This is a genomic window from Actinophytocola glycyrrhizae (genome assembly GCF_042653545.1).
GTDB classification, from domain to species: Bacteria; Actinomycetota; Actinomycetes; order Mycobacteriales; family Pseudonocardiaceae; genus Actinophytocola; species Actinophytocola glycyrrhizae.
This window is the reverse complement of record NZ_JBHSIS010000017.1, coordinates 1-26,103: the sequence shown is the minus strand read 5'-3', so window position 1 is coordinate 26,103 and position 26,103 is coordinate 1. Positions and strand designations below refer to the sequence as shown.

Sequence of the window (26,103 nt, the reverse complement as noted above, 5' to 3'; positions counted from 1 at the left end):
AGCGCCGACTGGCGGCCAACCACCCCGCGTGCCTAGGGTGACAACAAGGGTGCTGAGCGTCATAACCGCTGCTGGGGAGGTCATGTGGCTGGTGACATTCGAGCTGGGAAGCGGGGACGACCCCACCCGACGACGCTGGTGGTCGAGGGGCGGCTGGTGCTGGTCCGGGTCACGGGTGAGCTGGACACGGACACCGCGGGGACGTTGGACGCGACGCTCGCGGACGCGGAAGCGGCCGTGTCGCCGCCCGCGCCGGTGGTCGTGGACCTCACCGGGGTGAGCTTCCTCGGCGCGGCCGGGCTCGCGGTGCTGATGGACCATCACGAGCGGTGCGGTGCGCTCGGCAGCACCATGCTGGTCGTGCCGGGGAGCAGGGCGGTGCGGCAGGCGGTGGCCCGTTCGCACGCGCGGCTCGCCTTCCTCCCCGCTTCGCGGTAGCCCGCGTGGGGGTGAAGGCCGTCACGTTCGCGTGCCGAACGGGTGTGGTCGTGGTCCTTGTCCGCGACGGCTGCCTGCGCGGATACACGTGGGGTGGGGTCGGGCGGGTGGTCGTCCCGTGTCGTGCGGTGCCGGGAGTGGTGACGAGGGAGCGGCTCGCGTGGCACGAGGCGGGTGGCGCTGGTCGGGGAGACCGGCGCCACCCGCCGTTCATGTCACATCAGGACAGTCGATCAGAGGTCGAGCGTCCAGGTGTTGATGTAGCCGGTGTCGGCGCTGGCCGCGTCGCGGACGCGGAGGTTCCAGCTGCCGTTGGCGGTCTCACCGGACAGGTTCACCGTGTAGGTCTGGTTGATGTTGTTCGCACTGCCGCCGGAGCGGTTGTGCAGGTTGTACACCGAACCGTCGGGAGCGACGAGGTCGACGACCAGGTCACCGATGTAGGTGTGGACGATGCCGACCGCGACGGTCGCCGAGGCGCCACCGTTGCCCGTGCAGCCGGACACCGAGATCGGGCTGTTCACCGTCGCGTGGTCATTGATGTTGTAGTTGGTGCCGTTGGTGACCGCCGCGCAGGGGTTGGGCGGGGTCACGCCACCGGTGCCGGTGTAGAGCAGGGCGTTCGGGGAACCGGTGCCCGGGTTGGTGATCTTGTTCGGCGTGGCGTTGGTCTTCATCGTGGACTGGACAGTCGCCGGGGACGCGGCCGGGTTGTCGGCCAGGTACAGTGCCGCGGCGCCCGCCACGTGCGGGGCGGCCATCGACGTGCCGCTGATCGTGTTGGTGGAGGTGTCGCTGGTGCGCCACGTCGACGTGATGTCCTGGCCCGGCGCGAAGATGTCCGTGCAGTTGCCCCAGTTCGAGAACGAGGCACGCGCGTCGGTCCTCGTGGACGCGTTGACCGTGATCGCCTCGGTCACGCGGGCCGGGGTGAAGTTGCACGCGTTGGAGTTGGAGTTGCCGGACGCGATCGCGTAGGTGACGCCGTCGGCGATCGAGTTGCGGACCGCGTTCTCCGTGGCGGCGTCGGAACCCTGGGCACCGAGGCTCATGTTCGCGACGGCCGGGCCGGAGGTGTGGTTCTGGGTCACCCAGTCGATGCCGGCCGCGACACCGGCGAACGAGCCGGAACCGTTGCAGTCCAGCACCTTCACGGCGACCAGGCGAACGCCCTTTGCCAGGCCGTGGGCGTTGCCGCCGATGGTGCCAGCCACGTGCGTGCCGTGGCCGTTGCAGTCGGTGTTGTTGCCGTCCCCTGTGGTGTTGGTGCCCCACGTGGCGCGGTTGCCGAAGTCCTGGTGGGTGGTGCGGATGCCGGTGTCGATCACGTACGCGGTGACGTTGCTCGCCGTGGTCGAGTACGAGTACTTGCTGTCCAGCGGCAGGTTGCGCTGGTCGACGCGGTCCTCGCCCCACGACGGCGGGTTGAGCTGGTCCACAGTGGTGTGCACGGCCCGGTTCTGCTGCACGTAGGCCACACTCGGGTCGGCGGCGAGCTTGCGTGCGGCGTCCGCACTCATCGAGCCCGCGAAGCCCCGGAGCGCGGCCGTGTAGGTGTAGTCCACCTTGCCGCCGTACTTCGAGGCCAGGTTCGACACCTGGTCCCCGACGCTCTGCGCGGACATCGCCGAGTCCTTGAACACGACGATGTAGCTGTCCTTGATCGCGTCGGCTGCGCCGGCGTACAGGACGTCACCCTCGGCCGCCTGTGCCACCGTGGTCCCGAAGCCCATGCCGATCAGTGCGGCCGTCGCCGCGGCCACCGTGGCCCCGAGAACTCGTCTCTTCGAGCTAGCGCGTGACTCTCCCATGTGTGTGGCTCTCCTTTTGCAGGGCAGCCGGACTCCCGCCCTCGTTGGGAGTCGACTGTGGATGGAGATGGAGCAGATGTTCGCGCGAACGGTCTCCACATTTGTCGTATGACGGCGGTGACACAAGAGAGTTGAGCGGTCTCACTGCGTTCTCTTGTGAACGTTTGCCCCCGTGGTGGGAACAAGTTCAGCCGAGCGGTGCAGCGGATTGGTCCGCATGCCGCGTCCCGTTCCGCGCACGCCGCCCTCACGCGCGCGGAACGGGCCGGTGGTGGTCCCCGGTCAGGCGGCCTGGATCAGCTCGAACCACGGCGAGGTCGCGGCGAGGTGGTCGAGCACCGGCCGCGGCACGAGCCCGGCGAGGACGAGCCGGGCGCCGGGGGACGCGGCGTGGAAGTCACCCACGGCACGGTCGAGCTTCGCGGTCCCCTCCGCTACCGACGCGTCGAGCGTCAGCCGGTCCACGACCGGGAACACCCCCGCGTGGTACGGGACCTGGATGATCTGCCACCCGGCAGGCGGGCTGGCGTTGAAGCCGGACCGGTTCCAGTTGGCGAGCGACTCGCCGTTCCCGTAGCCGGGGCAGGCCGCCGCCGTGTTCGCGGCCGCCGTCGACGGCACGGTGAGCGCGACAGCCACCGCTGCCAGCGCGACAGCCACCGCTGCCAGCGCGACGGCCAAATGTCCCGAGCCTTCTCTTCATGGGTTCCTCCTGGCCGTGACGATCTCGTCACTGATCGTGCCAAGAGGGCCCGGAGAGTCAGCGCATCGCGGGTGGCTCAGACGCGCCACTGCGCGAAGAGGACAGGCTGTCCACGGCCGAGCAGCCGGAGCAGGGCGCCGGGCGGTTCCGGACGGACTCCTCGAAGGTGCGGGTCCTGATGTGGTCGGCGCCGTACCCCGGCTGCGGCGGCCCTGTCCCAGTCAGGCGTCGCTGAACTCCTTGCTCACGGCGTTCGGGCCGTCGTACTGGCGGTCCGGGATCGCCTGCAGGTGCCGCAGCACGTCGTCGTCGGCGCCCTTCTCCCGGGCGTGCTCGACGATCTCGTCCCGGCCCGCCGGGTAGTCCATCCCGCCGAGGTACTTCTGCATCTGAATCGGGTTCGGGTTCGGGTCAGCCATCTCGTTCTCCTTTCGGTGTCGGTCCGACACGGCTTGCCGGGACGGGCCCGCCTAAACCACAGCAGACCGGGCGGGTTCGTCATGCCGACACGGGTCGACGTGGTCATCCCCACCGGGAACCGGGAGGCCGAGGTGACCAGGTGGTCGACCGCCACCGTCAGCGGCCGGTGACGGCCGCGAAGGCCGCGCCGACCGCGTTCGGGCCGTCGTAGACCCGTTCCGGCAGTTGCTCCAGGTCGGCGAGCAGTTCCTCGTCGGCGCCGCGGCGGGCCGCGTAGCCGACCAGGCCGGCCTTGCCGACCGGGAACTCGATGCCGTCGACCGTCTTCTGCGCCTGCATGTGCGTCGCCTGCATACCTGTCGCCTAGCCGCTCAGCTCGACCTCAAACACGTCGTTGCGGCGGTGCGGCGCGTGTGCGTGGACGCGCGAGTGTGGTGCGGCACTCGCCCCGCGCTGTGCACCACACTCGAATTCGGGACTGATCCGCCTGGAGTACCGCCTCCCGGACCGCCGTGGCCTGCGCGTTCGCGGTCGCCACCGCCGTACGAGCCGGGCTCCAGCATTCCGCACCGCGGCGCGCGGCGGTTACTTTCGCCCCTGTCGCCTCGGCCAATCCCACGGTCCTTGCTCGCGCGTACTTTCCCAGGAGGGGCAACATGATCGGGTTCAGCGCCACCCCCGGCACGCAGATCGACAGCAGGGGTGGACGGTGCATGTACGAGCAGATCGACAAGCTCCGGGCGCAGGGCCCCGCGGTCGCCGTCGAGCTGCCTGAGGGCTTCCCCGCCTGGGTGGTCACCAGGGGTGACGTGGTGCGGCAGCTGCTGCTGCACCCGGGCGTGTCCCGCAACGTCAAGAAGAACGTGGCCGGCTACCAGCCGGGTGAGGTGAAGTGGCTCTCGCCGTGGGTGGACGTGGAGTCGATGTCCACCGCGGAGGGTCGCGAGCACCAGCGGCTGCGCAAGATGGTCGCGCCCGCGCTGACCCCGAAGCGGATCGACGCGATGCGCCCGCACCTGGAGGCGATCGCCGCGAACCTGCTCGACGACCTGGCGACCCGCCCCGCGGACGAGCCGCTCGACCTGCACACCGCGTACTCGCAGCAGCTGCCGACCAGGATGATCTGCGACCTGTTCGGTGTGCCGGACGACCTGCGGCCCGAGGTGCTGCGGATCCTGCGCGTGGTGCTCAACACCGACAACGTGCCGGAGGAGGAGTCCGCGGCCGTCTACACCGACATGAACGTGGCGATGCGCACGCTCATCGACCTGAAGCGGCGCGAGCCCGCCGACGACCTGACGAGCTTCCTGATCGCCGCCCGCGTCGAGGGTGAGGCGCCGCTCGCGGAGCAGGAGCTGGTGGACATGCTGCTCCTGCTGATCGGCGGCGGCAGCCAGACCACGGTGTCGCTGATCGACCACACGGTGCGCGAGCTGCTCGCCAACCCGGACCAGCTCGCCACCGTCCTCGCCGACCCGGCCCGCTGGACCGACGCGATCGAGGAGGCGCTGCGCGTGCACTGCCCGGTGTCGTCGCTGCCGATGCGGTGGGCGAAGGAGGACATCGACCTCGGTGAGGGCGTGGTCATCCGCGCGGGCGACGCCATCCTGATCAACTACCTCGGGCACGGCCGCGACCCCGGCGTCCACGAGAACCCGCACGTGTACGACATCGACCGCGCGGACAAGGAGCACATCGCGTTCGGCGCCGGCCCGCACTTCTGCCCCGGCGCGCGGCTCGCCCGGCTGGAGGCGCACGTCGCGGTGCCCGCGCTGTTCGCCCGCTTCCCCGACCTCGCGCTGGCCGTCGCTCCCTCGGACGTGCAGCCGCTGCACTCGTTCATCGCCAACGACGTCGCCGCGCTGCCGGTCCTGCTGCGCCACCGCGCGGTGAAGGCCGCGTGACCGTGAGCCTGGCGACGAGAACCCGCAGGCTGCTCGACGAGGCGCGGTACCTCTCGCTCGCCACCGTGTCCACCAACGAGCAGCCGTGGTCGGCGGTGCTGCAGTACGCGTGGCTCGCCGACCCGCTGCGGTTCCTGTTCGGTTCGGCGGTCCAGTCCCGGCACAGCAACGACATCGCCACCCGGCCACTGGTCAGCGGCTCGCTGTTCGTGGCGGGCGGCGAGCTGATGGCGGTGGACGGCGCGCAGTTCACCGGGGTGTGCCGCGAGCTGACCACGGCGGAGGTGCAGCGGTACCACGGCACGTTCTACGACGCGGTGCTGCCCGACGCCCGCGACCGTGCCGAGTGGACACTGCCGCCGTCGGCGCTCGTGGCCCCGGCACCGCACCGGCTGTACCTGGTGGAGGTCGAGCAGTGGTGGCTCGTCGACACCCGCACGTGGGCGGAGGACCGCATCGACCGCCGCGTCGAGGTCCCGCTGACCGAGCTGACGGGGTTCCAGCCCACGGACGCCATGCCCTGAAAGGCGCGTTCAGGGCGCTGGGCGCCCTGAACGGCCCATTGACGGCACTTTGTTGTGCCGTGAACGCGCCTTTCAGCCCCGTCTCGGGCGCCCGCGTGGGTGTGGGGGTCGTGCCTGATGATCAGCCGACCCGCCTGCGGACCGTCGCCATGTCCTCGGCGGGCAGCGCGTCGGCGACCAGGAGCCGCGGCAGCAGGTCGGGGTTCGTGGTCAGCGCGCGGAACACGAGCGCGACGGTCACGTCGTGGTCCGGCCGGTGGACGACGGTGACCCCGTCACCCGCCTGGATCTCGCCGGGTTCGAGCACCCGGAGGTAGGCACCCGGCTCGGCCGCGGCGGTGAACGTCCTGAGCCAGCCGCTTTCGGCCATCCAGCCCTGGAACGTGCCGCACGGGATGCGGGGGCCGGACACCTCCAGCACCACGTCGGCCCCGATGCGCCAGCGCTCACCGACCAGCGCGCCGTCCACGTCCAGGCCGGTCGTGGTCATGTTCTCGCCGAACACGCCGTCGGACAGGGGCCTGCCGAGGCGCTCGGCCCAGCGGTCGAGGCCCTCACGGGCGTACGCGTACACCGCCTGGTCGTCGCCGCCGTGGTGGCGGATGTCGTACACCCGGTCCCCGGCCAGCCCGACCGCACCGGTCCCCTTCGGTCCGGGCGCGCGGACCGCGACGGGCCCGCTCACCGGCCGCTTGTCGATTCCCGTGGTCCCGGAGGTCTTCCAGGGGTTGTCCCTCGGCACACCGACGTTCACGGACTGGAGAAGGGGCATGAACGGGGATGCTATGCGAGGCCGTCGGCGAGGGCATCCCAAAAAGCGGCTTCCAGTGCGCTGACGATCCGTGCGGTCCGCACGGCCTCGTCGGCGTCCTCGCCGTTCGCCAGCCCGGCCGCGAGCACGGCACCGGCCTGGTCGAGCAGTTCCCGCGGGGTCTCGGAGAAGAACAGGAAGTGGCCGACCGCCTTCTCGGACAACCCGTACCTGGCCCGCAGCGCCGCAGCCACCCTGGCGTAGGTGCCACCGGACTCGGCCACGTTCGCCAGCAGTGCCAGCGCCATCGCACTGCTCGGACCGAACACCGCCACCTGCGTCAGGTACGCGGGGTAGGCCTGCGCGAGCGGCAGCGGCTCGTACGCGGCCACCTCGGCCGCCCCCATGCCGACCTCGGCCGCGAAGTCGTCCAGCAGTGTCAGCGCCTCCGCCTCGCCCTGGGCGAGCGCGAGGAACAGGTCGCCTGCCGGTGGCGCGGGGAACCGCGCCGCGAGCACGGCCTGGCTGCGCCGGTCACTGCCGACCAGCCGGTACAGCTCGCCCGCGAGCCACCGCAACCGCTCCCGCGGCACGGCACCGGTCTCGAGCAGGTCGACGAACCGGTTGCCGGTCGCGTGCCTGGCGATCTCGATCCGCGCGCGCGAGACGATGTCGGTCATGGTGACATACCAGCACGGGGTATCGGCCGCCGTCCAGGGACGCGAGTGCGCCGCGAGCGTGTTACCAGTGCACCGCAAGGCCTTCTTGTCAGGGTCGAGCTGGCGGCCGCCGACACTGGTTCCATACCCATACCCCGGTAGGGTACGCTCGGTCCAACATCGATCAGCCGAGAGTCACGAAGGGAACACCGATGTCCTCTGCGAACACGTCGTCCGGGCCACGAGCCGGTCGCAGGGAGTGGCTGGGACTGGGCCTGCTCGTACTTCCCTCCCTGCTCCTGTTCATGATGCTGACGATCCTGTTCCTGGCCATCCCGCACATCGCCAGGGACCTCGAGCCGAGCAGCACCGAGCTGCTGTGGATCCTCGACATCTACGGCTTCACCATGGCCGGCTTCCTCGTCGCCATGGGCACGCTGGCCGACAAGATCGGCCGCAGGCGGCTGCTGATCGTCGGCGCCGCGGTGTTCGGGATCGTGTCGATCCTCGCCGCGTACACCGACGACCCGGCGCTGATGATCCTGTGGCGCGCGGTGCTCGGCGTCGCCGCCGCGACGCAGATGCCCTCCACGCTCGGCCTGATCTTCTCCATGTTCCACAACGCCAAGCAGCGCGGTGTCGCGATCGGCGTGTGGGCCGCCAGCATCTCCGCCGGTGTCACGCTCGGCCCGATCCTGTCCGCCGTCCTGCTGGAGGCGTTCTCGTGGCGGGCCACGTTCCTGGTGGCGGTGCCGGTCATGGTGATCGTCGTCGTCGGCGCGCCGCTGCTGCTGCCCGCGCACACCGACTCGTGGGGCAGCAAGCTGGACCTGCTGTCCGTCGGTCTGCTGCTCGCCACGCTCCTGCCGTTCATCTACGGCGTGAAGTCCCTCGCGAAGGACGACTCGCTCGGCGTCGCGCTCGGCACGATCGCGGCCGGGATCGCGTTCGGCGTCTGGTTCGTGCTGCGCCAGCTGCGCATCGATGCGCCACTGCTCGACGTGCGGCTGTTCGCCAACCGCACGGTCAGCGGCGCGCTCGGCGTGTTCGTCCTGGCCGCGGCGGGCATGGGTGGCGTGTACCTGATGTTCACGCAGTACCTTCAGCTGGTCGCGGCCCTGTCCCCGCTGCAGACCGCGCTCGCCATCCTGCCCGCCGCGGTGCTCCTGGTCTGCGTCTCGCTGGTGTCCCCGATCCTCGCGCGGCGGGTGAGTCCCGGCATCATCATCGGCGCGGGCCTCGCCGTCCAGGTGGTCGGCTACCTGATGCTGACGCAGGTCGAGAGCACGGCGGGGCTGCCGCTGCTGATCGCGGGCTTCATCGTGCTGTACCCGGCGGTGAACCCGGCCATGGCGCTCACGACCGACCTGGTGGTCGGCTCCGTGCCACCGGAGAAGGCAGGTGCGGCGTCCGGCCTGTCCACCACCGCGAACGACCTCGGCATCTCGCTGGGCATCGCGCTCATCGGCAGCATCGGCGTCGCGGTGTACCGCGGCGAGGTCGCCGACAGCCTGCCCGGTGGCCTGCCCGCGGAGACCTCGGCGGCGGCGCGGGACAGCATCGACGGCGCGGTGTCGGCGACGAGGGACCTGCCCCCGGACGTGGCGACGGCGGTGCTGGAACCGGCGCGGGCCGCGTTCACGAGCGGGCTCAACCTCGGCGCACTGGTCGCCGCGGTCATCGCCGCGGCAGGTGCGGCACTGGCGTTCGCCCGGCTCCGGCAGGTGCCCCCGACCGGCAAGCAGGCGGACACCGATCAGGAACAGGAAGCCAAGACAGCGTAAGCAACAGCGGAGGGACGCCTCGTGTCTACTGTGGAGAGTTTCGGGACGGAGCTGTTCCTCGGTCGTTTCCGGCCGGGGCTGCTCGACCCACTGCCCGCCAGGGCACTCGACGCGGACAGCGAGGCGTTCCTCACGCGCCTGCGTGACTTCTGCACCGACAAGGTGGACAGCACCCTCGTCGAGCACGAGGGCCGGATCCCCGACGAGGTGATCGCCGGGCTGAAGGACCTCGGCGCGTTCCGGATCAGGATCCCGAAGGAGTACGGCGGCCTCGGCCTGCCGGGCTCCTGCTACCTGCGGGCTCTGATGATCGTCAACACCACCCACTCCGCGCTCGGCGAGCTGCTGGCCGCACACCAGGCGATCGGCCTTCCGCAACCGATCCTGCTGTTCGGCACCGAGGAGCAGAAGCGGTTGTTCCTGCCGAGGTGCGCACGGGAGATCTCCGCGTTCACCCTCACCGAACCCGACATCGGCAACGACCCGTTCCGCATGCGCACCACCGCGGTCCGCGCGGCCGACGGTTCCTACCGGCTCACCGGCCTGAAGTCGTGGGTCACCAACGGGGTGCTCGCCGACCTGATCGTGGTGCTGGCGATGGTGCCGGACGCGGGCATGACCGCGTTCGTGGTCGAGGCCCGCTCCCCCGGCGTCACCGTCGAACACCGCAGCGAGTTCCTCGGCCTGCGCGGCCTGGAGAACGGCGTCATCCGCTTCCACGACGTCGTGGTGCCCGCGACCCACCGGATCGGCGAGGAAGGCAAGGGCCTCGAGGTGGCGCTGGCCGCACAGGACACCGGCAGGCTGTCCCTGCCTGCGGTATCCGCGGCGGCGGCGAAGTGGAGCCTCAAGATCGCCCGCGAGTGGTCCCGCGTACGCGTGCAGTGGGACAAGCCGATCGGCGAACACGAAGCGGTGGCGGCGAAGATCTCGTTCATCGCCGCCACCGCCTTCGCACTGGAGGCGATCGTCGAGGTGACGGGCAGACACGCGGACGCGGGCGCCGACACCCACATGGACGCGGAACTGGCCAAACTGTTCGCGTCGGAGAAGGCGTGGCAGGTGGCCGACGAACTGGTGCAGATCCGGGGCGGCCGGGGCTACGAAACCGCGGCGTCGGCAGCCGCCCGGGGCGAACGCGGCGTACCGGTGGAGCAACTGCTGCGCGACACCCGCATCGGCCGCATCTTCGACGGCTCGACAGAGGCACTGCGCGGGTTCATCGCGCAGGAAGCCCTGGCACCGCACGTTCCGCCGCCCACCGCGGACCCCGACTACGACTTCGGCCCACTGACCCCGCACCTGCGGTTCGTCGAACGGACCTGTCGCAGCGTCGCCCAGCACCTCGCGCACGGCCGCACCCGCTGGGCAGGCGAACTGGAGGAACGACAGCAGTTCCTGGGCAGGCTGGTGGACATCACAGCGGAGCTGTACGCGATGAGCGTGAGCTGCGTGTACGCGAAGTCCCGCACCGACCCGGCCGCCGCGGAGCTGGCGGACGCGTTCTGCCACCAGGCCCGCCTGCGCACAGCCGAACTGTTCGGCCGCCTGTGGAGCAACACCGACGACCACGACCGAGCCGTGGCACGAGGCGTACTCGCGGACCGCTACACCTGGCTGGAGGACGGCATCCTCGACCCGTCGATCGAAGGGCCATGGATCGCCGACCCCACCCCGGGACCGTCCCGGCACAAGAACCTGCATCGTCGGGTGCCATAAGGCCGTTGTGCCAGGTGGTCTTCGTCCTTGGCCGGAGGAGCGGTCCCGGGTGAAGTGCCCTGAAAGGCGCGTTCAGGGCGCTGGGCGCCCTGAAAGGCCCATTCACGGCACTCGTTGTGCGGTGAATGGGCCGTCGGAGTCGCTGCACTCCTTTGTCGCGGAACCACGATGGGGCCGACCGGGACGGCCGGTCGGCCCCATCGGAGGGACCGGTTTATGCCGGTAAAGCCTTGATCATCGACAGCGGGCCTGCTGCCTTCAGCGCCACCGACTCCACCGCGAACCCGGTTTCCGCCAGCAACGTGCGGAAGTGGCTCTCGGTGCGCTCCCGGCCACCGGAGTTCACCAGCATGTTCATGTCCGTGTAGAACGGAATCGGCTCCCCTGGCGCCGCGGTCTCCGGCAGCACCGAACCCACGATCAGCAACGTCGCGTCGGCCGGGATGTGGGCGCGCACGGTGCGCAGGATCGCCTTCGCGGGGCCGTCGTCCCAGTCCTGGAACACGCTCTTGATGATGTACAGGTCACCACCGGATGGCACGGACTCGAAGAAGTCGCCCGCCACCACCGTGGTCCGGTCCGACAACCCGGCCGCCGCGAGCACGTCCGGTGCCTGCGCCACCCCGGCCGGGCTGTCGAACACCACGCCATCGGGCGCGGGGTTGGCACGCAGGATCGCCGACACCAGCGTTCCGTCACCGCCGCCGATGTCGACGACCTTGCGCACGCCGGAGAAGTCGTAGGCCGCCGCGATGTGGCCCGCCGCGATGCGCGACTCCTGGCTCATGGCCACGTTGAACAGCTCCGACAGCTCGGGCAGGTCGGCGAGGTAGGCGTAGATGTTCTTGCCGAACACGTGGTCCCAGGCCGAGTCCCCGGTGCGAACGGAGTGCCCCAGTCCCTGCCAGGCGCTGAAATGCGACTCGTGCGTGAACATCCTGGTGAACGCGTACAGCGAGTCCGGTGAGTCGGACCGCAGCAGGTCACCGACCGGGGTGAGCCCGAACCGGCCCGGCGACGGTTCGGTGGTCAGCCCGACCGAAGCGAGCAGACGCAACAGCCTGCGCAACGACGGCTCGTGCGTGCCGGTGGCCTCGGCCAGTTCGGCGCTGGTGTCCACACCGGAGTGGATCAGGTCGGCGAGGCGAAGCTCGGCGGCGAGGCCGAGCGCGTGTGCGTGCATGTAGCCGCCGATCTTCTCGATCAGTGCGGCGCGGTCGCGCATCTTCTGTGCGGCGTTGACGGGGACCGTGCTGGTCATGGCGGAGCACCTTCCATTCAGGAGTCAGGGAACCAACCGGTGCCGAACCCACACGTTGGGCTCGACGTAGACAGCGCGGTCGTCGGCCACGCTGGCCTCGACCGGGTTCAGTGCGCCCGGCACCGTCACCGGCCCACTGGTGTCGAACGGCAGACCGGTCCAGCCGCGCCACTGGGCGAGACTGCCGGCGATCGTCATCGAGACCGGGCAGACGCCGAGGATCTGCCCGCCCTCCCGCACGTGCACCCGCAGCCACGGGTCGGACGGCAACCCGTCGTCGCGGGTGCGTGCGGCGTACTCGGTCATGGGCACGTGCGGTTCGAGGTGCTTCCCGCTCGGCCGCACCGGGACCACCACGTCGCGGAACCCGTGCCGGCGTGCGTTGTCCGCCACCGCGGCGAGGGTGCGCCCGGACAGGTGCCGTGACCGCTGCCCCGGCACCACCGCGACCTCGAGCGCGCACAACGTGTTCGGTGTGCGGCCGTCGTGGGTGTCCAGCATGGACAGCCGCAGCGCCTCGTCCCACCCGGTGTCCGGCAGGCTCGCCGGGTCACCGTCCCAGCAGAACGGCACCGTCGCGGCACGTGCGACGACCTCGGCGCCGGCCAGCACCACGAGCTGGTGCGCGGCGTGCCGTCGGAGCGCCCACGCGATCACCAACGGGTCCGGGCGGATGAACTCCGGCCACGTCGCCTCCATCTCCAGCATCGCGGTCTCGAGGTCCGGGCGCTCCGCGAGGGTGACGATCCGCAGTGTCTCGACGGTCGTCATGCCGCCAGCTCCCTGGCGGGGAGCGGGTCCGAGGGCAGCGCGCTGTCCGAGGAACCGTGTTCGCCCAACAGTTCCAGGTACCGCGCACGGGGGACCGGCACCGCGCCGATGAGCCGGGCGTGGTCGCCGTCGTGCTGCACGTCGACCGCGACGCCGCCGCTCTCTGCCATCCGGCGCACCAGGCACGCGATCGCGACCTTCGACGCGCCGCTCGCGAGGGTGAACTGCGAGTCGGCGGAGAACACGCCGCCGATCCGCACGCCGAAGGTGCCACCGACCAGCTCGTCGCCGTCCCACACCTCCACGCTGTGCGCGTGCCCGGCCGCGTGCAGCTTCTCCAGGCTCGCGACCAGCCGGTCGGTCAGCCACCTCGGTTCCCGGCCCGCCCTGCACTGCCGCACCACCCGCGCGAAGCAGGTGTTCACCGTGGTCGTCCAGTCCACCTTGTTGCGCAGCTGCTTGCGGAGGCTGCGCTGCAGGTGGACCTCGTCGACGAAGATCACCGGCCGGGGGTCCGGCGAGCACCACGCGACCGCGTACGGGTCGGCGCTCGTCCCCAGCACGGGCACCCGGCCCTCGTACGTCATCTCGCTGAGGATCTTCTGTTCCTCGGTGTCGGCGGGGAACGGGTACAGCCCGTGCCGGTAGGCGTCGAGGAGCGTCGCCGGGGTGAGGTCGTCGTGGAAGGCGACCGGTCCGTCGGCGGGTGCCGAGGAGAGGTCCAGCGTCCGCCACGGGGTCACGGTGCCGAGGGTCCGGTTCATCACGCCGCCCGCAGGAAGTCGATGTCGGTCAGGTAGTCGAGATAGCTGTCGAGCATCGCCGCGTCGACCGGCGGGATCACGATCCCGCTGCCCCGCAGCGCGTTGTCCACGTTCGTGCGGCTGAACGCCGGGAACGTGTCCTCGAGGTACATCTCCGCGACGCTCATCTCACCGGTCGCGCAGCGGTCGATGAACAGCGGCGCGAACGGGGTCATCGGGTGCTCCGGGTGCTCGACCGCGAGCTTCACCAGCTCGTCGAGCCACTCCTGCCACGACACGTCCCGGATCTGGTGCCCGCGCGCCCGCAACCGGTCCACCAGCTCGGCGATGTTGACCTTGCCGGGGTTGGTGAGGTGGTAGACGTCCCCGCGTGGCAGGGAGGTCGCGGCGATGTGCGCGACCGCGGCGGCGAACACGTCGACGGGCGTGTAGTCCAGCGGCAGCTCGGCGACCGGCGCCGTGCCACTGTCCACGACGAACTTCTTCATCGCGCACATCTCGGTCGCGGTGTTCCACGCCCCGGTCACCCGGTCGCCGGAGATGTCGGCGGCGCGGTAGATCGCCACCGGCAGCCCCTGTTCGGCCGCCGCGAGCAGCAGTGCCTCCGCGACCCACTTGCTCTCCACGTACCCCACCGACAGGTGGTCGGCGTGCGCGAGCGGGGTGTCCTCGTCGACGTGCCGGACCCCGGCCGTGCCGAACCCGGCGACCACCGCCATCGTCGAGGTGTAGTGGACGGGGATGTTGCGGTAGCGGGCCGCCATCCGGATGATCTCGCGGGTGCCCTCGACGTTCGCCGGCCGCATGTGCGAGTACGGGTAGATGAAGTTGACGAGCCCGCCGGGGTGGTGGATCACGTCGACCTCGCGGGCCAGCCGGTCGAAGTCCTCTTCGGACAGCCCGAGTCCCGGTGCCGCGAGGTCGCCGGGGACGGCGACGACACGGCCCGCGATGCGGTACTGGGCGAGGTCGTCGCCGTAGTAGTGCACCGAGGTGGACTGCAGCCGGGTCATCGCCGTGTCGGCGTCGTCGGCACGCACCAGGCAGTGCACCACCGCGTCCGTCGTGGACAGCAGCTCACGCAGCAGGTAGGTGCCGAGGAACCCGGTGGCGCCGGTGAGGAACACGTGCCGTGGGTCCCGCCAGCCCGGCTGGTCGGGCACCGACGCGCTGATCGGCACGTCCAGTTCGGACTCGGCCGTGAAGTCGACGCGCTTCCTGGTGTCGTCACCGGCGAGCGTGCCCGACCGCGCGGCCTGCACGGCGAACGCGAAGCTGCGCAGTGTCGCGTCCTCCAGCAGCAGCCGGATCAGGGGCCGCACCTGCGTGATCATCACGCCGAACATGCCGCGCACCTTGGCGAGCAGCTCCGCGGCGAGGATGGAGTTGCCGCCCAGCGCGAAGAAGTTGTCGTGCGGGCCGACCCGTTCGCGTTCCAGCACCTGGCACCACAGGCGGGCCACGCCGCGCTCGAACAGGCTCACGACCGTCGACTCGTCGTCCTCCTCCGACGGTCCAGCGGCCGCCGCCGGAGCAGGCAGGGCGGCGAGGTCGACCTTGCCGTTGTGTTTCAGCGGCAGCTCGGGTAACGCCACGAACGCCGAGGGCACCAGGTAGTCCGGCAGGAAACCGGCCGCGAAGTCCCGCAGCTCCTTGTCCGCCAGCGTGGCACCGGGTGCGACCGTGTAGTACGCGGCGAGCCTGCGCTGCCCGTGCTGCTCGTAGCCGGTCACCGCGACGTTGCCGACCAGTTCGTGCGCGGCGAGCGTCGCCTCGACCTCGCCGGGCTCCACCCGGAACCCGCGGATCTTGAGCTGCCGGTCGATGCGGCCGACCACCTCGAGGTTTCCCTCCGGCGTCCACGCACCGAGGTCACCCGTGCGGTACATCCGCCCTTCCCCGGACGGATCCGGCACGTACCGCTCGCGTGCGCGGTCGTCGGCGGACAGGTACCTGGCGACACCGCGGCCGCCGATGCAGATCTCACCGCGCTCCCCCGGCGGCACCGGCCGCAGGTCCTCGTCGAGGACGTGCACGGTGGTGCCGGGCAGCGGCGGGCCGACCGGCGCGGCGCCGCGGGGCGGCAGGATCGCCGCCGTCAGGTCGACGACACACGAGGTGATCGTGGTCTCGGTGAGGCCGTAGGCGTTCACGAGCCGCACGTCCGGCATCAGCTCCAGCGCGGTCCGGCAGTCCTCGGCGAGCACCGCCTCACCGCCCACGATGGACAGTCGCACCGGCAGCTCGGCCGGGCGGGCGGCGAGCTCGGTGAGGAACCGCCGCCAGTACGCGGGCGTGAGGTCCATGACCGTGACCCCGTGCGCGCGCAGCCGGTCCGGCAGCTCGCTCGGCGCCCATGCCATGTCAGGGAGCACGAGCGTCGCGCCACCGGTCAGCGCCACCATGATCTGTTCGATGGAGGTGTCGAACGACAGGGCACCGAACTGCAGCACCCGGTCCTCCGGCGTGATCCCGTACCAGTCGACGAGCTCGCCGATCACGTAGCTCAGCGCGTCGTGGTCGACCACCACCCCCTTGGGGGTGCCGGTCGAACCCGAGGTGTAGATGACGTACGCGGCGTCGCAACCGGACACCGGCACGTCCGGCGCGGTCGCCGGGAAGCCGCCCGCACTGCCCGCCGCCGCGGTCACGACGAGGTCGGCGAACGTGGCGAACCGGTGCGCGTCCCTGGCCGAGGTGATGACCGTGGTGACGCCCGCCTCCTCGGCGAACGCGCGGATCCGGTTGTCCGGCGCACCCGGCTCGACCGGCAGGTAGGTGCCGCCTGCCGAGAGGATGGCGAGCAGTGCGACGACCGTGTCGATGGACCGTTCCATGTGGACCATCACGACCGAGCCGGACCCGGTTCCGTTGTGTCGCAGATAGTTTGCCAGCCTGCCGGTGCGCTCGGCCAGCTCGGCATAGGTTATCCTCTGGTCGCCGGACACGACCGCGATGCCGTCCGGCCGCGACACCGCGCGGGCGGCGATCTGTTCATGGACATTCGGCTGCCGACGGATGTTCATGTGACCCCTTTGGTACGAATCATATGGCGCACTATGAGGTTTTCACGCCCACCATGAACTGGGCTTGACAATTCCCCTCACGCGGCCTGTGCGTGGAGCCAGTCGGAGAACGCGTCGATGTCGGGCAGGACGACGGTGGCGAACGCGCGCACCACGAAGTCGTCGGTCTCGCCGGTGATCACCACGACGGTGGCGCCACCGCGGTGCGCGGCCTGTACCTCCGCCACCGCGTCGGCCGCGGCGTCGCGGTCGGGCAGCCACGCGACGCACACGTCGCTGCCCGCGGCGAGCCCGGTCAGCCGGTGGAACTCGGCGGGCGCCTGGTCCCGGGTCCGGTCCCACGCCTCGACCGGGTCGTGCACCACGGCGTTCGGGTGCAGCGCGCGGATCGCGCCCGCCAGTCGTTTGCGCGGGTCGGCGGCGACCGCACGGGTCCCGCGCCGCACCCCCTGTGTGAGGCCGACCAGGTAGAAGGAACGCTGCGCGAGCGCCGGCACGCCCGCCCGCATCCGCAGCCGGTAGTCGGCGAAGTCCATGACACTCATGACGCCCCCTCGCAGGCTCCGGGGCGCCGCTCGCGGTCGCCCTGTGTTGTCTGGTTCGCTCCGCAAGCTCCGCTCACGCCGCCACCTTCACTTTCTCCCGCACCGGGTAGTCGTAGAAACCGCGGCCGGACTTCTTGCCGAGCAGTCCGGCCGAGACCATGCGGGCCAGCAGCGGCGGCGGTGAGTAGTGCGGCTCGCGGTACTCGTTGTAGAGCGACTCGCTGATGGCCTTGACGATGTCCAGTCCGATCAGGTCGATCAGCCCGAACGGGCCCATCGGGTGGGCGCAGCCGAGCTTCATCGCCTTGTCGATGTCCGCCATCGTCGCCACACCGGACTCGTACGCGCGGATCGCGGACAGCAGGTACGGGATCAGCAGCGCGTTCACCACGAAACCGGACCGGTCCTTGGTGCGCACGACCTGCTTGCCGAGCACGTCGGTCACGAAGGTGTCCGCCGTGGCGACGGTCTCCTCCTCGGTGAGCACCGAACCGACCAGTTCCACCAGCGGCAGCACCGTCACCGGGTTGAAGAAGTGCGTGCCGATCACCTTGCCTGGCCGGTCGGTGACGCGGCCGAGCTGGATGATCGGGAACGACGAGGTGTTGGAGCCGAGGATCGCGTCGTCGTCCGCGACCACCTTGTCGAGGGTGGCGAACACGTCCAGCTTCACCGACTCCAGCTCCGGCCCGGCCTCGATGACGAACTGCCGGTCGGCGAAGTCCGCGAGGTCGGCCGTGAACGACACCCGCGCCAGCGCGGCGTCCCGGTCGCCCTCGGTGAGCTTTCCCTTGCGCAGCGCGGTGTCCAGCGAACCGATCAGCCTGCGCCTGCCGTCGCTCTCCCGGCCCGGCCGCGAGACCGCGACGAGCACGTCGAGACCGGCACGTGCGCAGACCTCGGCGAGACCGGCGCCCATCACGCCACATCCCACGACGCCGACGCGTCGAATCCTGTTCATGTGAGATCACTTCCTTGCGGGGGCGGCCCAGCGGAGCAGGCTCGCGCCCATGGACATCCCGCCGCCGAAACCGAGCAGCAGGACGAGGTCGCCGTCGGCCAGCAGGCCGGCGCGGTTGGCTTCGTCGAGCGTCACCGGTACCGACGCGCTGCCGACGTTGCCGTACTTCTCCACGGTGCGGTGGGTGGTCGCACCGGCCAGCCCGCAGCGCTCGACCAGCTGCGTCAGCATCCTGCCGTTCGCCTGGTGCGGCACGACGTGGTCGACGTCTGCCGCGGTCACCCCGGCGCGGGCCAGCAGTTTGTCCACGAACGGCGGCACCTCGTGCAGGACGATGTCGGTGACATCCCTGCCCTTCATCCGGAAGAAGTGGCCGCCCTCTGCGAGGGTCTTCTGCGACGCCGGACGCCTGCTGCCGCCCGCGTCGACCCAGATCAGGTCGTGCCGGTCACCCCGGGACGCCAGGTCGAACCCGTCGAACCCCCGTCCTTCGGTGACCGCACCGACGACCGCGGCACCCGCTCCGTCACCGAACAGCACCGCGGTGCGCCGGTCGTCGAAGTCCAGGATGCGTGAGTACAGGTCGGCGCCGACGACGAGTGCGTGCGCACCCGGCCGGACCGCGACGAGGCTCTGCGCCAGCACGAGGCCGTGCACGAAGCCCGCGCACACGGCGTTGACGTCGAAGCACGCGGCGCCGTACGCGCCGACGACGTCCTGCACGAGACAGGACGTCGGTGGTTGTGGGTGGTCACCGGTCGACGTCGACACGATGAGGTAGTCGATGCGGTCGACCGAGAGGCCGGCCTGTTCGAGCGCACGGGTCGCGGCGACCGCCGCGAGGTCCGAGGTGGCTTGGGCACCCGCCGCGAAACGGCGGGTGCGGATGTCGGTCTTCCTGACGATGGCCTCGGCGGTGGTGCCGGGGACCCGTTGGGCCAGCTCGGCATTGGTGACCACCCACTCCGGCATGTACGACCCAGTCCCGATAATTCCGATGGACACCGATCCTCCCGGCTCGTTCGCTCCATCAGATGGTGCATCGCACACAACGCCGTGAGCAATGCGAACCATCGGGTGTGCACGACAAATGGCCGGGGAAATTACCGTCGGGTTCCTGGTTTTGTTACCGGGTGGTGGAAGTCAGGCGGCTGACGCGATGCCGTTCGGCGGCCAGCGCACCGGGTCGGTGCCGAGCGAGCTCAGCGCCGCGACCTGCGGGGCGCACCACGGCGCCACCGTGAGGTCGCCGGCCGACACCGCGTACACGAAGTCCGCCCAGTCCACCCATTCGAAGTCGCCGACCTCGACCGGGTCGGGCCGTGGCGGCTCGTCGGTGACGACGCGGTACACATGGCACAGCTCGCCCGTTGTCAGGCAGTGGAAGTCGGGCAGCACCAGCTCGGCGACCGCGGTGGTGAACCCCAGTTCGTCGCGCAGCGCGCGGACCACCGCGTCCGCTGTGGACTCGCCGACGCCGGGGGTGCCGTGGCACGAGTCGCTCCACACTCCCGGCCACGCCTTCTTGGCCTGCCCGCGCATGGTCAGCAGCAGCCGGGCGTCGCTGGTGAAGACGTAGCAGGAGAAGGCCCTGCCCTGCTCGTGTCGCGACTTCCTCATGTGGCTCCCCTGCCTTTCGCGGTCGGTGGGTGGCTCAGGCGTAGACGGGGACCTGGATCGACGCGTCGTGCTCGAGGATCATGTGCTGCAGCGCCTGCAGCTCCGGCCCCGGCTCGATGCCGAGCCCGTCGACGAGGGCGGCCCTGGTCCTGCGGTACACGTTGAGCGCGTCGACCTGGCGGCCGGAGCGGTACAGGGCGAGCATGAACTGGATGCACAGCCGCTCGCGCAGTGGTTCGGCGGCGGTCAGCACCTCCAGCTCCGGGGTGATCTCGCGGTGCCTGCCGCACTGCAGCTCGGCGTCGAAGCAGTCCTCGAGCGCGCTCAACCGCTCGTCCTCGATCGCGGACAGCTCCGACCACATCGTGCCGGACTCGACGAGGTCGGCGAGCGCGCGACCGCGCCACAGGCCAAGCGCCTCCCGCAGCAGGAGGGTGCCGCGCTCCGGCGAGCCGGCCGCGGCCGCTTCCCGTCCACTGTGGACCAGACGGCGGAACCGGTGCATGTCCACGTCGTCCGGGTCGACACGCAACTGGTAGCCGGGCGCGTGCGTGAGCAGCTGCGCCGAGCAGTCCGGGCCCGCCGCGGCGAGCATCCGCCGGATCGCCGACACGGCGTTCTGGACCATCTTCCGCGCCGTCGACGGTGGCTGGCAGTCCCAGAGCGCGTTCAGCATCCTGCTGTTGGGCACGACCTGGTTGGCGTGCAGGAGCAGGTAACCGAGCACAGCACGCTGTTTGACGCCGCCGAGATCGATTCGGGTGGCGCCGTCACTGACTTCCAATGACCCCAGTAAGTGAAACTTCATGGCAATTCACTCCGACCACTGAACTATGCCCTGGATGTTCACCGATGGTCACACGGCGGGTCAGTGGCTGGGAACCCCGTCGTGGGATACGTGAAGAACCCACACCCACCCGGTGAACGGATCAGATGAAAATCAGGAACGTGCGCACTGGCCGCCACCCGGTCCGCGGTCGCACAATTCTGGGCGACAGCTGGAAATCACGCCAATCGACCGGGATTGCCGGTAGGAGGAACCACCATGGCCACACCGATAGCGCGGGCCACGGCCAAGAAGCAGCCCGGCGGCCTGGACACTGCGTTCCTGAAGGACTGGGCCGACCGCAACCTCGCGGCGTGGGACGCGCTGGACGCGGAAGCCGTTGCGGACACGTGCACCGACGACATCGTGTGGACCGACCCGAGCGTGCCGTGGCCGATCCGGGGACGGAAGGAACTGGTCAAGTTCATCAACGCGCTCGCGACGAGCTACCAGGACCTGAAGATCACCAGGGTGAGCGACCCGATCCCGTCGCCGACCGAGCAGTTCGCGATCGCCCGCTACACGATGACCGGGACGCTGTCGCGGCTGTGGCCGTACACCAACATGGCGGCCACCGGGCAGGCGATGTCGGTGCGGTGCATCGACGAGTGGACGTTCCGGGACGGTTTGCTCGCCAGCAACGTCACCATCTACGACTGCCTGCACACCGCGCGCCAGCTCGGCATCGTGCCGCCGCCGGACACCCTGCAGTCGAAGATCATGAGCAAGGTGCAGCACCTGCGCGCCCGCAGGCTGCGCGAGAAGGCGTCCTGCCCCGCCTGCGGGTACCAGAAGAACCACACGCACTGACCGTCTGGGGCACACCATGAAACTGCTCGGCCGTACCGTTCTGATCACCGGCGCGTCCAGCGGCATCGGCGAGGCGGTGGCCCGCGCCGCCCACGCCCGCGGTGCCACCGTGTTGCTGGTCGCCCGCAGTGAGACCAAACTCAAGGCGCTGTCCGACGAACTCGGCGTCCGTGCGCATCACTACGCCTGCGACGTCGGCGAGGCGGACATCGTCGAAGAGCTGGCCGCCGCGGTCCGCGCGGACGGTCACGAGGTCGACGTGCTGGTGAACAGCGCGGGCGCCGGGCGTTGGGTGTCGATCGAGGACGCCGCCCCCGGTGAGCTGGTCGACATGGCCAAGGTGCCCTACCTGGCCGCGCTGCTCACCACCCGCGCGTTCGTCGGCGGGATGCTGGCGCGGCGCAGGGGGTGGATCGTGACCGTCAACTCGGGCGTGTCCCGCGCCGTGTGGCCGGGAGCGGTCGGCTACGCGAGTGCCCGGTGGGCCCTGCGCGGTCTGGACCTCGCGTTGAAGAGCGACCTGCGGGGGTCCGGTGTCGGGGCCACGGAGATCGTGCTCGGCACGGTCAGCACCGGCTACTTCGCGAACAACCCGGACTCCGAGGACAAGCTGCCCAAGATCGCCCGCATCGTGCCCACGGTCACGCCGGAGGAGGTCGCGGACGCGATCTGCAAGGCGGTCGAGCGGCGGCGCGGGACCGTGATCATGCCGTGGCAGATGAAGTTCGTCGCCACGTCGAGCCAGCACTTCCCCCGGATGAACCACTTCATGCTGTGGTTGACCGGGGCCCGGCGGCGGGCTCGCCGCTGATCTCACGCAAAGAGGGCGCCCCTGCCGGGGGCGCCCTCTTTTGTGTTCTTCTGGTTGCCAGTGGTGGGTGGCGGCGGAGTTCACGGCGGTCCTTCCACGTTTGTCCCCATCGTCATTCCCTTGGGACGACAGGACTGCTCCATTCGGCCGCATCGGCAAATCATCCTCATGCCGGTTCCCCCGGCCACTAGTGTGGACAGCGGGTGGACGCGTGCTGGGGGGTAGATGGAGTTCCGGATTCTCGGTCCGATCGAGATTTCCCAGAACGGCCGAACGGCATCGATCGGCGGGCCGAAACCCACGACGCTGCTCGCCCTGCTTGCCATCCGCGCCGGTCAGGGTGTTCTCTTCGACGAGATCGTCGACTCGATCTGGGGCACGAACCCACCGAAACAGACCCGCGCGGCGGTGCACACCTATGTGTCCTCCCTCCGCCGGTCGATCGCCGTTCTGCACGACGAGGATGTGCTCCTTCGCTCAGGCGGTGGGTACCTCCTCGCGGTCGACCCCGAGCGCGTCGATGTCTTCCGGTTCGAGCGGGACACCGCGCGTGGCAGGGCCGCACTCGCCGAGGGCGGACCGGATGACGCGGCGACCCACTTCAGCGACGCACTGGCGTTGTGGCGCGGGGTCGTGCTAGGCGGGGCGCAGGGTTGGTGGGCAGAGGCCGAACGGGCCAGGCTGAACGAACTCCGGTGCACCGCCATCGAGGACCGGGCGGACGCCCACCTGGCGACCGGGCGGGGGGCGGGAGTGGTCACCGACCTCCGGACCGCTGTCGCCGAGCACCCGTTCCGGGAGCGGTTGCGCGGCCAACTGATCACGGCGCTGCACCAGGCGGGGCGGCGGGCGGACGCGTTCGCCGAATACCGGCAGGCCTGCGTGGTCCTGCGCGACGAGCTCGGACTGGAGCCAGGACCGGCGCTGCGCGCCGCGTTCGAGCAGGTGGCGCGCAGCGGACCGGAACCGCCTCGGGTCCCCGAGTCCCGGCAGAACGGCAGCAGGGCGTGTCCACGGCAGCTACCGTTCCAGTTGGCCGACTTCACCGGCCGGGCCGAGGAGACGGCACTTCTGACCTCGACCCTGCTCGGGACGGGTGGCGCGGGGCGGCTGTGCGCCGTCTTCGGCAAGCCGGGTGCGGGCAAGAGCTCGCTCGCCGTGCACGTCGCCCACCAGGTACTCGAGCAATTCCCCGACGGCCAGCTCCACGCGTCTCTTCGGGGGGTGCAGGCGGCTCCCGCTGACCCCGGCGACGTGCTAGCCACCTTCCTGCGGGCACTGGGCATGGAGTTGTCCGCCATCCCGGCCGAGTTGGAGGAGCGGGCCCAGCTGTACCGCACCCTGCTCGCCGACCGCCGGGTACTCGTCGTGCTCGACGATGCCGCCGACGAACGGCAGGTCCGCCCGCTGTTGCCCGGCGGTGGAGAGTGCGCCGTGCTGGTGACCAGCCGTGAGCGGCTCGGTGCGCTCGACAGCGCCACCCAGCTCGGGCTGGCCCTCCTCGACGACATCGAGGCGATGCGACTGCTGGAACGCGTCGCCGGCGCGGACCGGGTCGGCGCCGAACGGGAACAGGCTACGGAGATCATCCGGCTCTGTGGTCACCTACCACTGGCGTTGCGCATCGCGGGCGCACGGCTGGCCGCCCGGTCGCACTGGAAGCTGGGCCGTTTGGTGGAGCGGCTGCGCGCGCAGCGGGGAATCCTCAGTGAACTGGCCGTCGGTGACCTCGAGGTGCGCGGCAGTGTCGCACTCAGCTACAACGGGCTCGGTGACCGCGAGCGAGCCGCTCTCCGCAGGCTGGGGCTGTTGGACGTCGCGGGCGGCGGCGGGTGGCTGCTCGCGCCCCTGTTGGACTGCTCGGTCGACGAAGGCGAGGAACTGATCGAACGGCTTGCCGACGTCCAGCTCCTCGACGTGACAGCCGACGACGGTCCGCTCCGATTCCGCGTCCACGACCTGATCCGCGCCTTCGCCAAGGAGCGGGGTGAGGCCGAGGAACCGGCTGACGAGGTGCGAGCGGCACTGACCAGGGTCGCCGAGAGCCTGTTGGCGCTGGTGGACGCCGCGGGCCGCAGCGTAGCGCCGTCCGACGTCCCATACCTGGCGCCCGGCATCGTCGCCGAACTGCTCATCGACTCCGACAGCTGGTTCGAGGGTGAACAGGCCGGGCTCGTCCGGGTGGTCGAGAGGGTCAGCGATCTCGGTCTGACCGGCGTCGCGACCCGTCTGGCATCCGCGCTGTGCGCATCCCGGTTCTCCGTCCGCAACCTGTTCAGCCAGTGGTGGCGCACGCACTCCGCGGCACTCGCCGCTGCGAAGGACGCCGGTGACCGCGTAGGGGAGGCACGGTTGCTTGCCGGCCTGGGCTGGCTGCGCTACGAACAGGACCGCTTCGACGAGTCCGTGGCCTACTACGAGCAGGCGATCACCGCGTACGCGTCGATAGAAGACCGGCTCAACCAGGCCAGAACACGACTGGCCCTGAGCACCGTCCTCCGTGAGCAGGGCCTGCTCCTCCGGGCACACGAGGTGCTCAACCTGGCCACCGCCGATCTGTCCGAACCCCGTGACGTCGCCAGGGCCGCACACGAGCTGGCGCGGGTACTCACCGAACTGGGCGAGTTCCCGGCCGCGCTCACCGCGTGCACGCACGCCGCGTCGGCATACCGCGAGATCGGCGACAGCACCGGCGAGTCCATGGTCCTGCGCTCGACAGGCATCGTGCACCGCGCGGCCGGCAGAATGGAGAGCGCCGAGCGGTTCTCGGTCCACGCGGTGAAGATGCTCCAGGCGACTGACGAACGGTTGCTGCTCGCCTACGCCAAGCAGTCGCTGGCGAAGGTCCGGATCCGTCAGCACCTCGGTGATGCCGTCCGCGACGATCTCCTCGCCTGCGTCGCGGTCTGCAACGACATGCAGGACGGGTTCGGACAGGCGCTGATGTTGCGCACCCTCGGTGAGCTCGACCTCGTCGCGGGCAGGCTGGTCGAGGCGAGGCACTTCCTCGACCATGCGCTGCAGTGGTGGGCTGCCTTGTCCCTGCCCGTGTGGCGCGCTCGTACCCTGCGGGACCTGTCCATGGTGCTCGCGGGTCTCGGCGAGCACGACACGGCTGACGCGACCTGGGCCGAGGCCCAGGACCTTTTCCGCCACCACGGCACGCGCGAGGCAAGAGAGCCGAGCAAGGCCCTCGATGCGGTCGCCATGCCGGCCGCGGAAGTCCGGACCACCCCTTAAAGCCTCTGGCAGAACGCTTTCAGAACTCTTTGAGCGGTCCTCGACAACCTGTACCCATCGATGGGGAACAAAGCCCCTGGGGATTGGGAGGACCGAAAGTGATCATTCGAAGACTCGCAGCGGTCGCCGTGGCTGCTGTCGCACTGACCGCGGCACTGTCCACGGCGTTGTCCGTACCGGCAGCGGCTCAGGAACTGTCCCCCTCCGACGAGATGGGGGTCATGTTCAACTGTGGAACCTACGCTGAGAACAAGCCTGTCACCAGGTCCGAGACGCTCACCCGGTCGGCGACCTGGCTTGCGGTGCACGTCCCGTACAGCATGAGCGCCTGCCACAACAACCAGTACGGCGACTACCGCACCGACTGCTCCGGGTACGTGTCGATGATCTGGGGTCTCCGGCTGTCCTACACGACGAGCACGCTCCACCAAGTGTCGCACGAGATCCCGAGAGCGGAGCTGCGGACCGGCGACGCCTTGCTACGACTCGGCAACCCCGGCCACGTCGCACTGTTCATCGGCTGGGCGGACGCGGCGAAGACCCAGCCGAGGGTCCGCGAGCAGGCTGGGGACACCGGGACGACGGAACGGGTCTGGAGCGCTGCCAACGCCGCGACCTACACGCCGATCCGGTACGACAAGATCGTCGAGAGCAGCAGCCCTCCGCGCACTGTGGACGGTTCGGACCTCGGTGGTGACGGTCGCGCCGACCTGGTGGGCATCAAGCCGGACGGCACCCTCTGGTACTACGGCAAC

The 26,103-nt window shown here is 70.2% G+C and carries 24 protein-coding genes; 9 read left to right on the top strand and 15 right to left on the bottom strand.

Annotated features, from left to right (window positions below; genetic code table 11):
- The first annotated feature begins 84 nt into the window (after positions 1-84).
- Positions 85-438 (top strand): STAS domain-containing protein, encoded by a 354-nt coding sequence (locus ACFPCV_RS26030; protein WP_378058962.1) that lies wholly within the window; start codon positions 85-87, stop codon positions 436-438.
- A gap of 233 nt (positions 439-671) precedes the next feature.
- Here ACFPCV_RS26030 and ACFPCV_RS26025 read toward each other — a convergent pair whose 3' ends face one another.
- The 4 genes from ACFPCV_RS26025 to ACFPCV_RS26010 all read right to left on the bottom strand — a co-directional run bounded on the left by ACFPCV_RS26025 (position 672) and on the right by ACFPCV_RS26010 (position 3,726).
- Positions 672-2,249, bottom strand: a complete 1,578-nt coding sequence (locus ACFPCV_RS26025) for a S8 family peptidase (protein WP_378058961.1) — start codon at positions 2,247-2,249, stop codon at positions 672-674.
- Positions 2,250-2,531: 282 nt separating this feature from the next.
- Complete coding sequence (locus tag ACFPCV_RS26020) at positions 2,532-2,909, bottom strand: hypothetical protein (protein WP_378058960.1); 378 nt, start codon at positions 2,907-2,909, stop codon at positions 2,532-2,534.
- A 264-nt stretch (positions 2,910-3,173) separates the two neighbouring features.
- Complete coding sequence (locus ACFPCV_RS26015) at positions 3,174-3,371, bottom strand: DUF2795 domain-containing protein (RefSeq protein WP_378058959.1); 198 nt, start codon at positions 3,369-3,371, stop codon at positions 3,174-3,176.
- Between the two features lie 157 nt (positions 3,372-3,528).
- On the bottom strand, positions 3,529-3,726 hold the full coding sequence (locus ACFPCV_RS26010) for a DUF2795 domain-containing protein (protein WP_378058958.1): 198 nt from the start codon (positions 3,724-3,726) through the stop codon (positions 3,529-3,531).
- Positions 3,727-4,028: 302 nt separating this feature from the next.
- On the opposite strand from ACFPCV_RS26010, the gene ACFPCV_RS26005 reads away from it, so the two are divergent.
- Together ACFPCV_RS26005 and ACFPCV_RS26000 are read left to right on the top strand one after the other, a co-directional pair.
- A complete protein-coding gene (locus ACFPCV_RS26005) occupies positions 4,029-5,276 on the top strand; it encodes a cytochrome P450 family protein (protein WP_378058957.1) in 1,248 nt (415 codons plus the stop codon).
- Positions 5,273-5,800, top strand: a complete 528-nt coding sequence (locus ACFPCV_RS26000) for a pyridoxamine 5'-phosphate oxidase family protein (protein WP_378058956.1) — start codon at positions 5,273-5,275, stop codon at positions 5,798-5,800. The genes ACFPCV_RS26005 and ACFPCV_RS26000 overlap by 4 nt, the downstream gene beginning before the upstream one ends.
- 121 nt (positions 5,801-5,921) lie before the next feature.
- Here ACFPCV_RS26000 and ACFPCV_RS25995 read toward each other — a convergent pair whose 3' ends face one another.
- Together ACFPCV_RS25995 and ACFPCV_RS25990 are read right to left on the bottom strand one after the other, a co-directional pair.
- Positions 5,922-6,572 carry an MOSC domain-containing protein gene (locus ACFPCV_RS25995; RefSeq protein ID WP_378058955.1) on the bottom strand — a complete coding sequence of 217 codons (651 nt, stop codon included), beginning with the start codon at positions 6,570-6,572 and terminating at the stop codon, positions 5,922-5,924.
- A gap of 11 nt (positions 6,573-6,583) precedes the next feature.
- Positions 6,584-7,231: a thiaminase II/PqqC family protein gene (locus ACFPCV_RS25990; protein WP_378058954.1), complete on the bottom strand. Its 648-nt coding sequence runs from the start codon at positions 7,229-7,231 to the stop codon at positions 6,584-6,586.
- Between the two features lie 191 nt (positions 7,232-7,422).
- Between ACFPCV_RS25990 and ACFPCV_RS25985 the strand changes: the two genes are divergently transcribed.
- On the top strand, positions 7,423-8,994 hold the full coding sequence (locus tag ACFPCV_RS25985; protein WP_378058952.1) for an MFS transporter: 1,572 nt from the start codon (positions 7,423-7,425) through the stop codon (positions 8,992-8,994).
- A gap of 21 nt (positions 8,995-9,015) precedes the next feature.
- Positions 9,016-10,713, top strand: a complete 1,698-nt coding sequence (locus ACFPCV_RS25980) for an acyl-CoA dehydrogenase family protein (RefSeq protein WP_378058951.1) — start codon at positions 9,016-9,018, stop codon at positions 10,711-10,713.
- Positions 10,714-10,927: 214 nt separating this feature from the next.
- On the opposite strand, the gene ACFPCV_RS25975 is transcribed toward ACFPCV_RS25980, so the two are convergent.
- The 9 genes from ACFPCV_RS25975 to ACFPCV_RS25935 form a co-directional block, all read right to left on the bottom strand.
- On the bottom strand, positions 10,928-11,974 hold the full coding sequence (locus ACFPCV_RS25975; RefSeq protein ID WP_378058950.1) for a methyltransferase: 1,047 nt from the start codon (positions 11,972-11,974) through the stop codon (positions 10,928-10,930).
- Between the two features lie 24 nt (positions 11,975-11,998).
- Entirely contained in the window at positions 11,999-12,745 is a 747-nt protein-coding gene (locus tag ACFPCV_RS25970; protein ID WP_378058949.1) for an N-acetyltransferase, read from the bottom strand.
- The gene (locus ACFPCV_RS25965; RefSeq protein ID WP_378058948.1) at positions 12,742-13,488 is read right to left on the bottom strand and encodes a leucyl/phenylalanyl-tRNA--protein transferase; all 747 of its coding nucleotides are present in this window, start codon (positions 13,486-13,488) and stop codon (positions 12,742-12,744) included. Before ACFPCV_RS25965 ends, ACFPCV_RS25970 begins: the two co-directional genes overlap by 4 nt.
- 20 nt (positions 13,489-13,508) lie before the next feature.
- On the bottom strand, positions 13,509-16,535 hold the full coding sequence (locus ACFPCV_RS25960; protein WP_378058947.1) for a non-ribosomal peptide synthetase family protein: 3,027 nt from the start codon (positions 16,533-16,535) through the stop codon (positions 13,509-13,511).
- Between the two features lie 77 nt (positions 16,536-16,612).
- Complete coding sequence (locus ACFPCV_RS25955; protein ID WP_378058946.1) at positions 16,613-17,080, bottom strand: hypothetical protein; 468 nt, start codon at positions 17,078-17,080, stop codon at positions 16,613-16,615.
- 73 nt (positions 17,081-17,153) lie between these two features.
- A complete protein-coding gene (locus tag ACFPCV_RS25950; RefSeq protein ID WP_378058945.1) occupies positions 17,154-18,041 on the bottom strand; it encodes a 3-hydroxybutyryl-CoA dehydrogenase in 888 nt (295 codons plus the stop codon).
- 6 nt (positions 18,042-18,047) lie between these two features.
- On the bottom strand, positions 18,048-19,046 hold the full coding sequence (locus ACFPCV_RS25945; RefSeq protein WP_378058944.1) for a 3-oxoacyl-ACP synthase III family protein: 999 nt from the start codon (positions 19,044-19,046) through the stop codon (positions 18,048-18,050).
- A 138-nt stretch (positions 19,047-19,184) separates the two neighbouring features.
- On the bottom strand, positions 19,185-19,661 hold the full coding sequence (locus ACFPCV_RS25940; protein WP_378058943.1) for an NUDIX domain-containing protein: 477 nt from the start codon (positions 19,659-19,661) through the stop codon (positions 19,185-19,187).
- Positions 19,662-19,695: 34 nt separating this feature from the next.
- Positions 19,696-20,445, bottom strand: coding sequence for an AfsR/SARP family transcriptional regulator (locus ACFPCV_RS25935; RefSeq protein WP_378058942.1), 750 nt, complete (start codon positions 20,443-20,445; stop codon positions 19,696-19,698).
- A 261-nt stretch (positions 20,446-20,706) separates the two neighbouring features.
- Here ACFPCV_RS25935 and ACFPCV_RS25930 point away from each other — a divergent pair, with 261 nt between their 5' ends.
- The 4 genes from ACFPCV_RS25930 to ACFPCV_RS25915 all read left to right on the top strand — a co-directional run.
- Positions 20,707-21,297, top strand: coding sequence for a nuclear transport factor 2 family protein (locus ACFPCV_RS25930; RefSeq protein WP_378058941.1), 591 nt, complete (start codon positions 20,707-20,709; stop codon positions 21,295-21,297).
- A 16-nt stretch (positions 21,298-21,313) separates the two neighbouring features.
- Positions 21,314-22,108 (top strand): SDR family NAD(P)-dependent oxidoreductase, encoded by a 795-nt coding sequence (locus ACFPCV_RS25925; RefSeq protein WP_378058940.1) that lies wholly within the window; start codon positions 21,314-21,316, stop codon positions 22,106-22,108.
- Between the two features lie 225 nt (positions 22,109-22,333).
- A complete protein-coding gene (locus ACFPCV_RS25920) occupies positions 22,334-25,348 on the top strand; it encodes an AfsR/SARP family transcriptional regulator (protein WP_378058939.1) in 3,015 nt (1,004 codons plus the stop codon).
- A gap of 98 nt (positions 25,349-25,446) precedes the next feature.
- On the top strand, positions 25,447-26,103 hold a 657-nt coding region (locus ACFPCV_RS25915), incomplete at its 3' end, for an NlpC/P60 family protein (protein WP_378058938.1).

What these genes read in the sequence shown, in the direction of transcription:
- ACFPCV_RS26005 (WP_378058957.1), top strand. Translation starts at nt 4,029, where the DNA reads ATGATCGGGTTCAGCGCCACCCCCGGCACGCAGATCGACAGCAGGGGT.
- ACFPCV_RS26025 (WP_378058961.1), bottom strand. Translation starts at nt 2,249, where the DNA reads ATGGGAGAGTCACGCGCTAGCTCGAAGAGACGAGTTCTCGGGGCCACG.
- ACFPCV_RS25940 (WP_378058943.1), bottom strand. Translation starts at nt 19,661, where the DNA reads ATGAGGAAGTCGCGACACGAGCAGGGCAGGGCCTTCTCCTGCTACGTC.
- ACFPCV_RS25920 (WP_378058939.1), top strand. Translation starts at nt 22,334, where the DNA reads ATGGAGTTCCGGATTCTCGGTCCGATCGAGATTTCCCAGAACGGCCGA.
- ACFPCV_RS25995 (WP_378058955.1), bottom strand. Translation starts at nt 6,572, where the DNA reads ATGCCCCTTCTCCAGTCCGTGAACGTCGGTGTGCCGAGGGACAACCCC.
- ACFPCV_RS26010 (WP_378058958.1), bottom strand. Translation starts at nt 3,726, where the DNA reads ATGCAGGCGACGCACATGCAGGCGCAGAAGACGGTCGACGGCATCGAG.
- ACFPCV_RS25985 (WP_378058952.1), top strand. Translation starts at nt 7,423, where the DNA reads ATGTCCTCTGCGAACACGTCGTCCGGGCCACGAGCCGGTCGCAGGGAG.
- ACFPCV_RS25930 (WP_378058941.1), top strand. Translation starts at nt 20,707, where the DNA reads ATGGCCACACCGATAGCGCGGGCCACGGCCAAGAAGCAGCCCGGCGGC.
- ACFPCV_RS25960 (WP_378058947.1), bottom strand. Translation starts at nt 16,535, where the DNA reads ATGAACATCCGTCGGCAGCCGAATGTCCATGAACAGATCGCCGCCCGC.
- ACFPCV_RS25975 (WP_378058950.1), bottom strand. Translation starts at nt 11,974, where the DNA reads ATGACCAGCACGGTCCCCGTCAACGCCGCACAGAAGATGCGCGACCGC.
- ACFPCV_RS25925 (WP_378058940.1), top strand. Translation starts at nt 21,314, where the DNA reads ATGAAACTGCTCGGCCGTACCGTTCTGATCACCGGCGCGTCCAGCGGC.
- ACFPCV_RS25955 (WP_378058946.1), bottom strand. Translation starts at nt 17,080, where the DNA reads ATGAGTGTCATGGACTTCGCCGACTACCGGCTGCGGATGCGGGCGGGC.
- ACFPCV_RS25950 (WP_378058945.1), bottom strand. Translation starts at nt 18,041, where the DNA reads ATGAACAGGATTCGACGCGTCGGCGTCGTGGGATGTGGCGTGATGGGC.
- ACFPCV_RS25970 (WP_378058949.1), bottom strand. Translation starts at nt 12,745, where the DNA reads ATGACGACCGTCGAGACACTGCGGATCGTCACCCTCGCGGAGCGCCCG.
- ACFPCV_RS25990 (WP_378058954.1), bottom strand. Translation starts at nt 7,231, where the DNA reads ATGACCGACATCGTCTCGCGCGCGCGGATCGAGATCGCCAGGCACGCG.
- ACFPCV_RS26015 (WP_378058959.1), bottom strand. Translation starts at nt 3,371, where the DNA reads ATGGCTGACCCGAACCCGAACCCGATTCAGATGCAGAAGTACCTCGGC.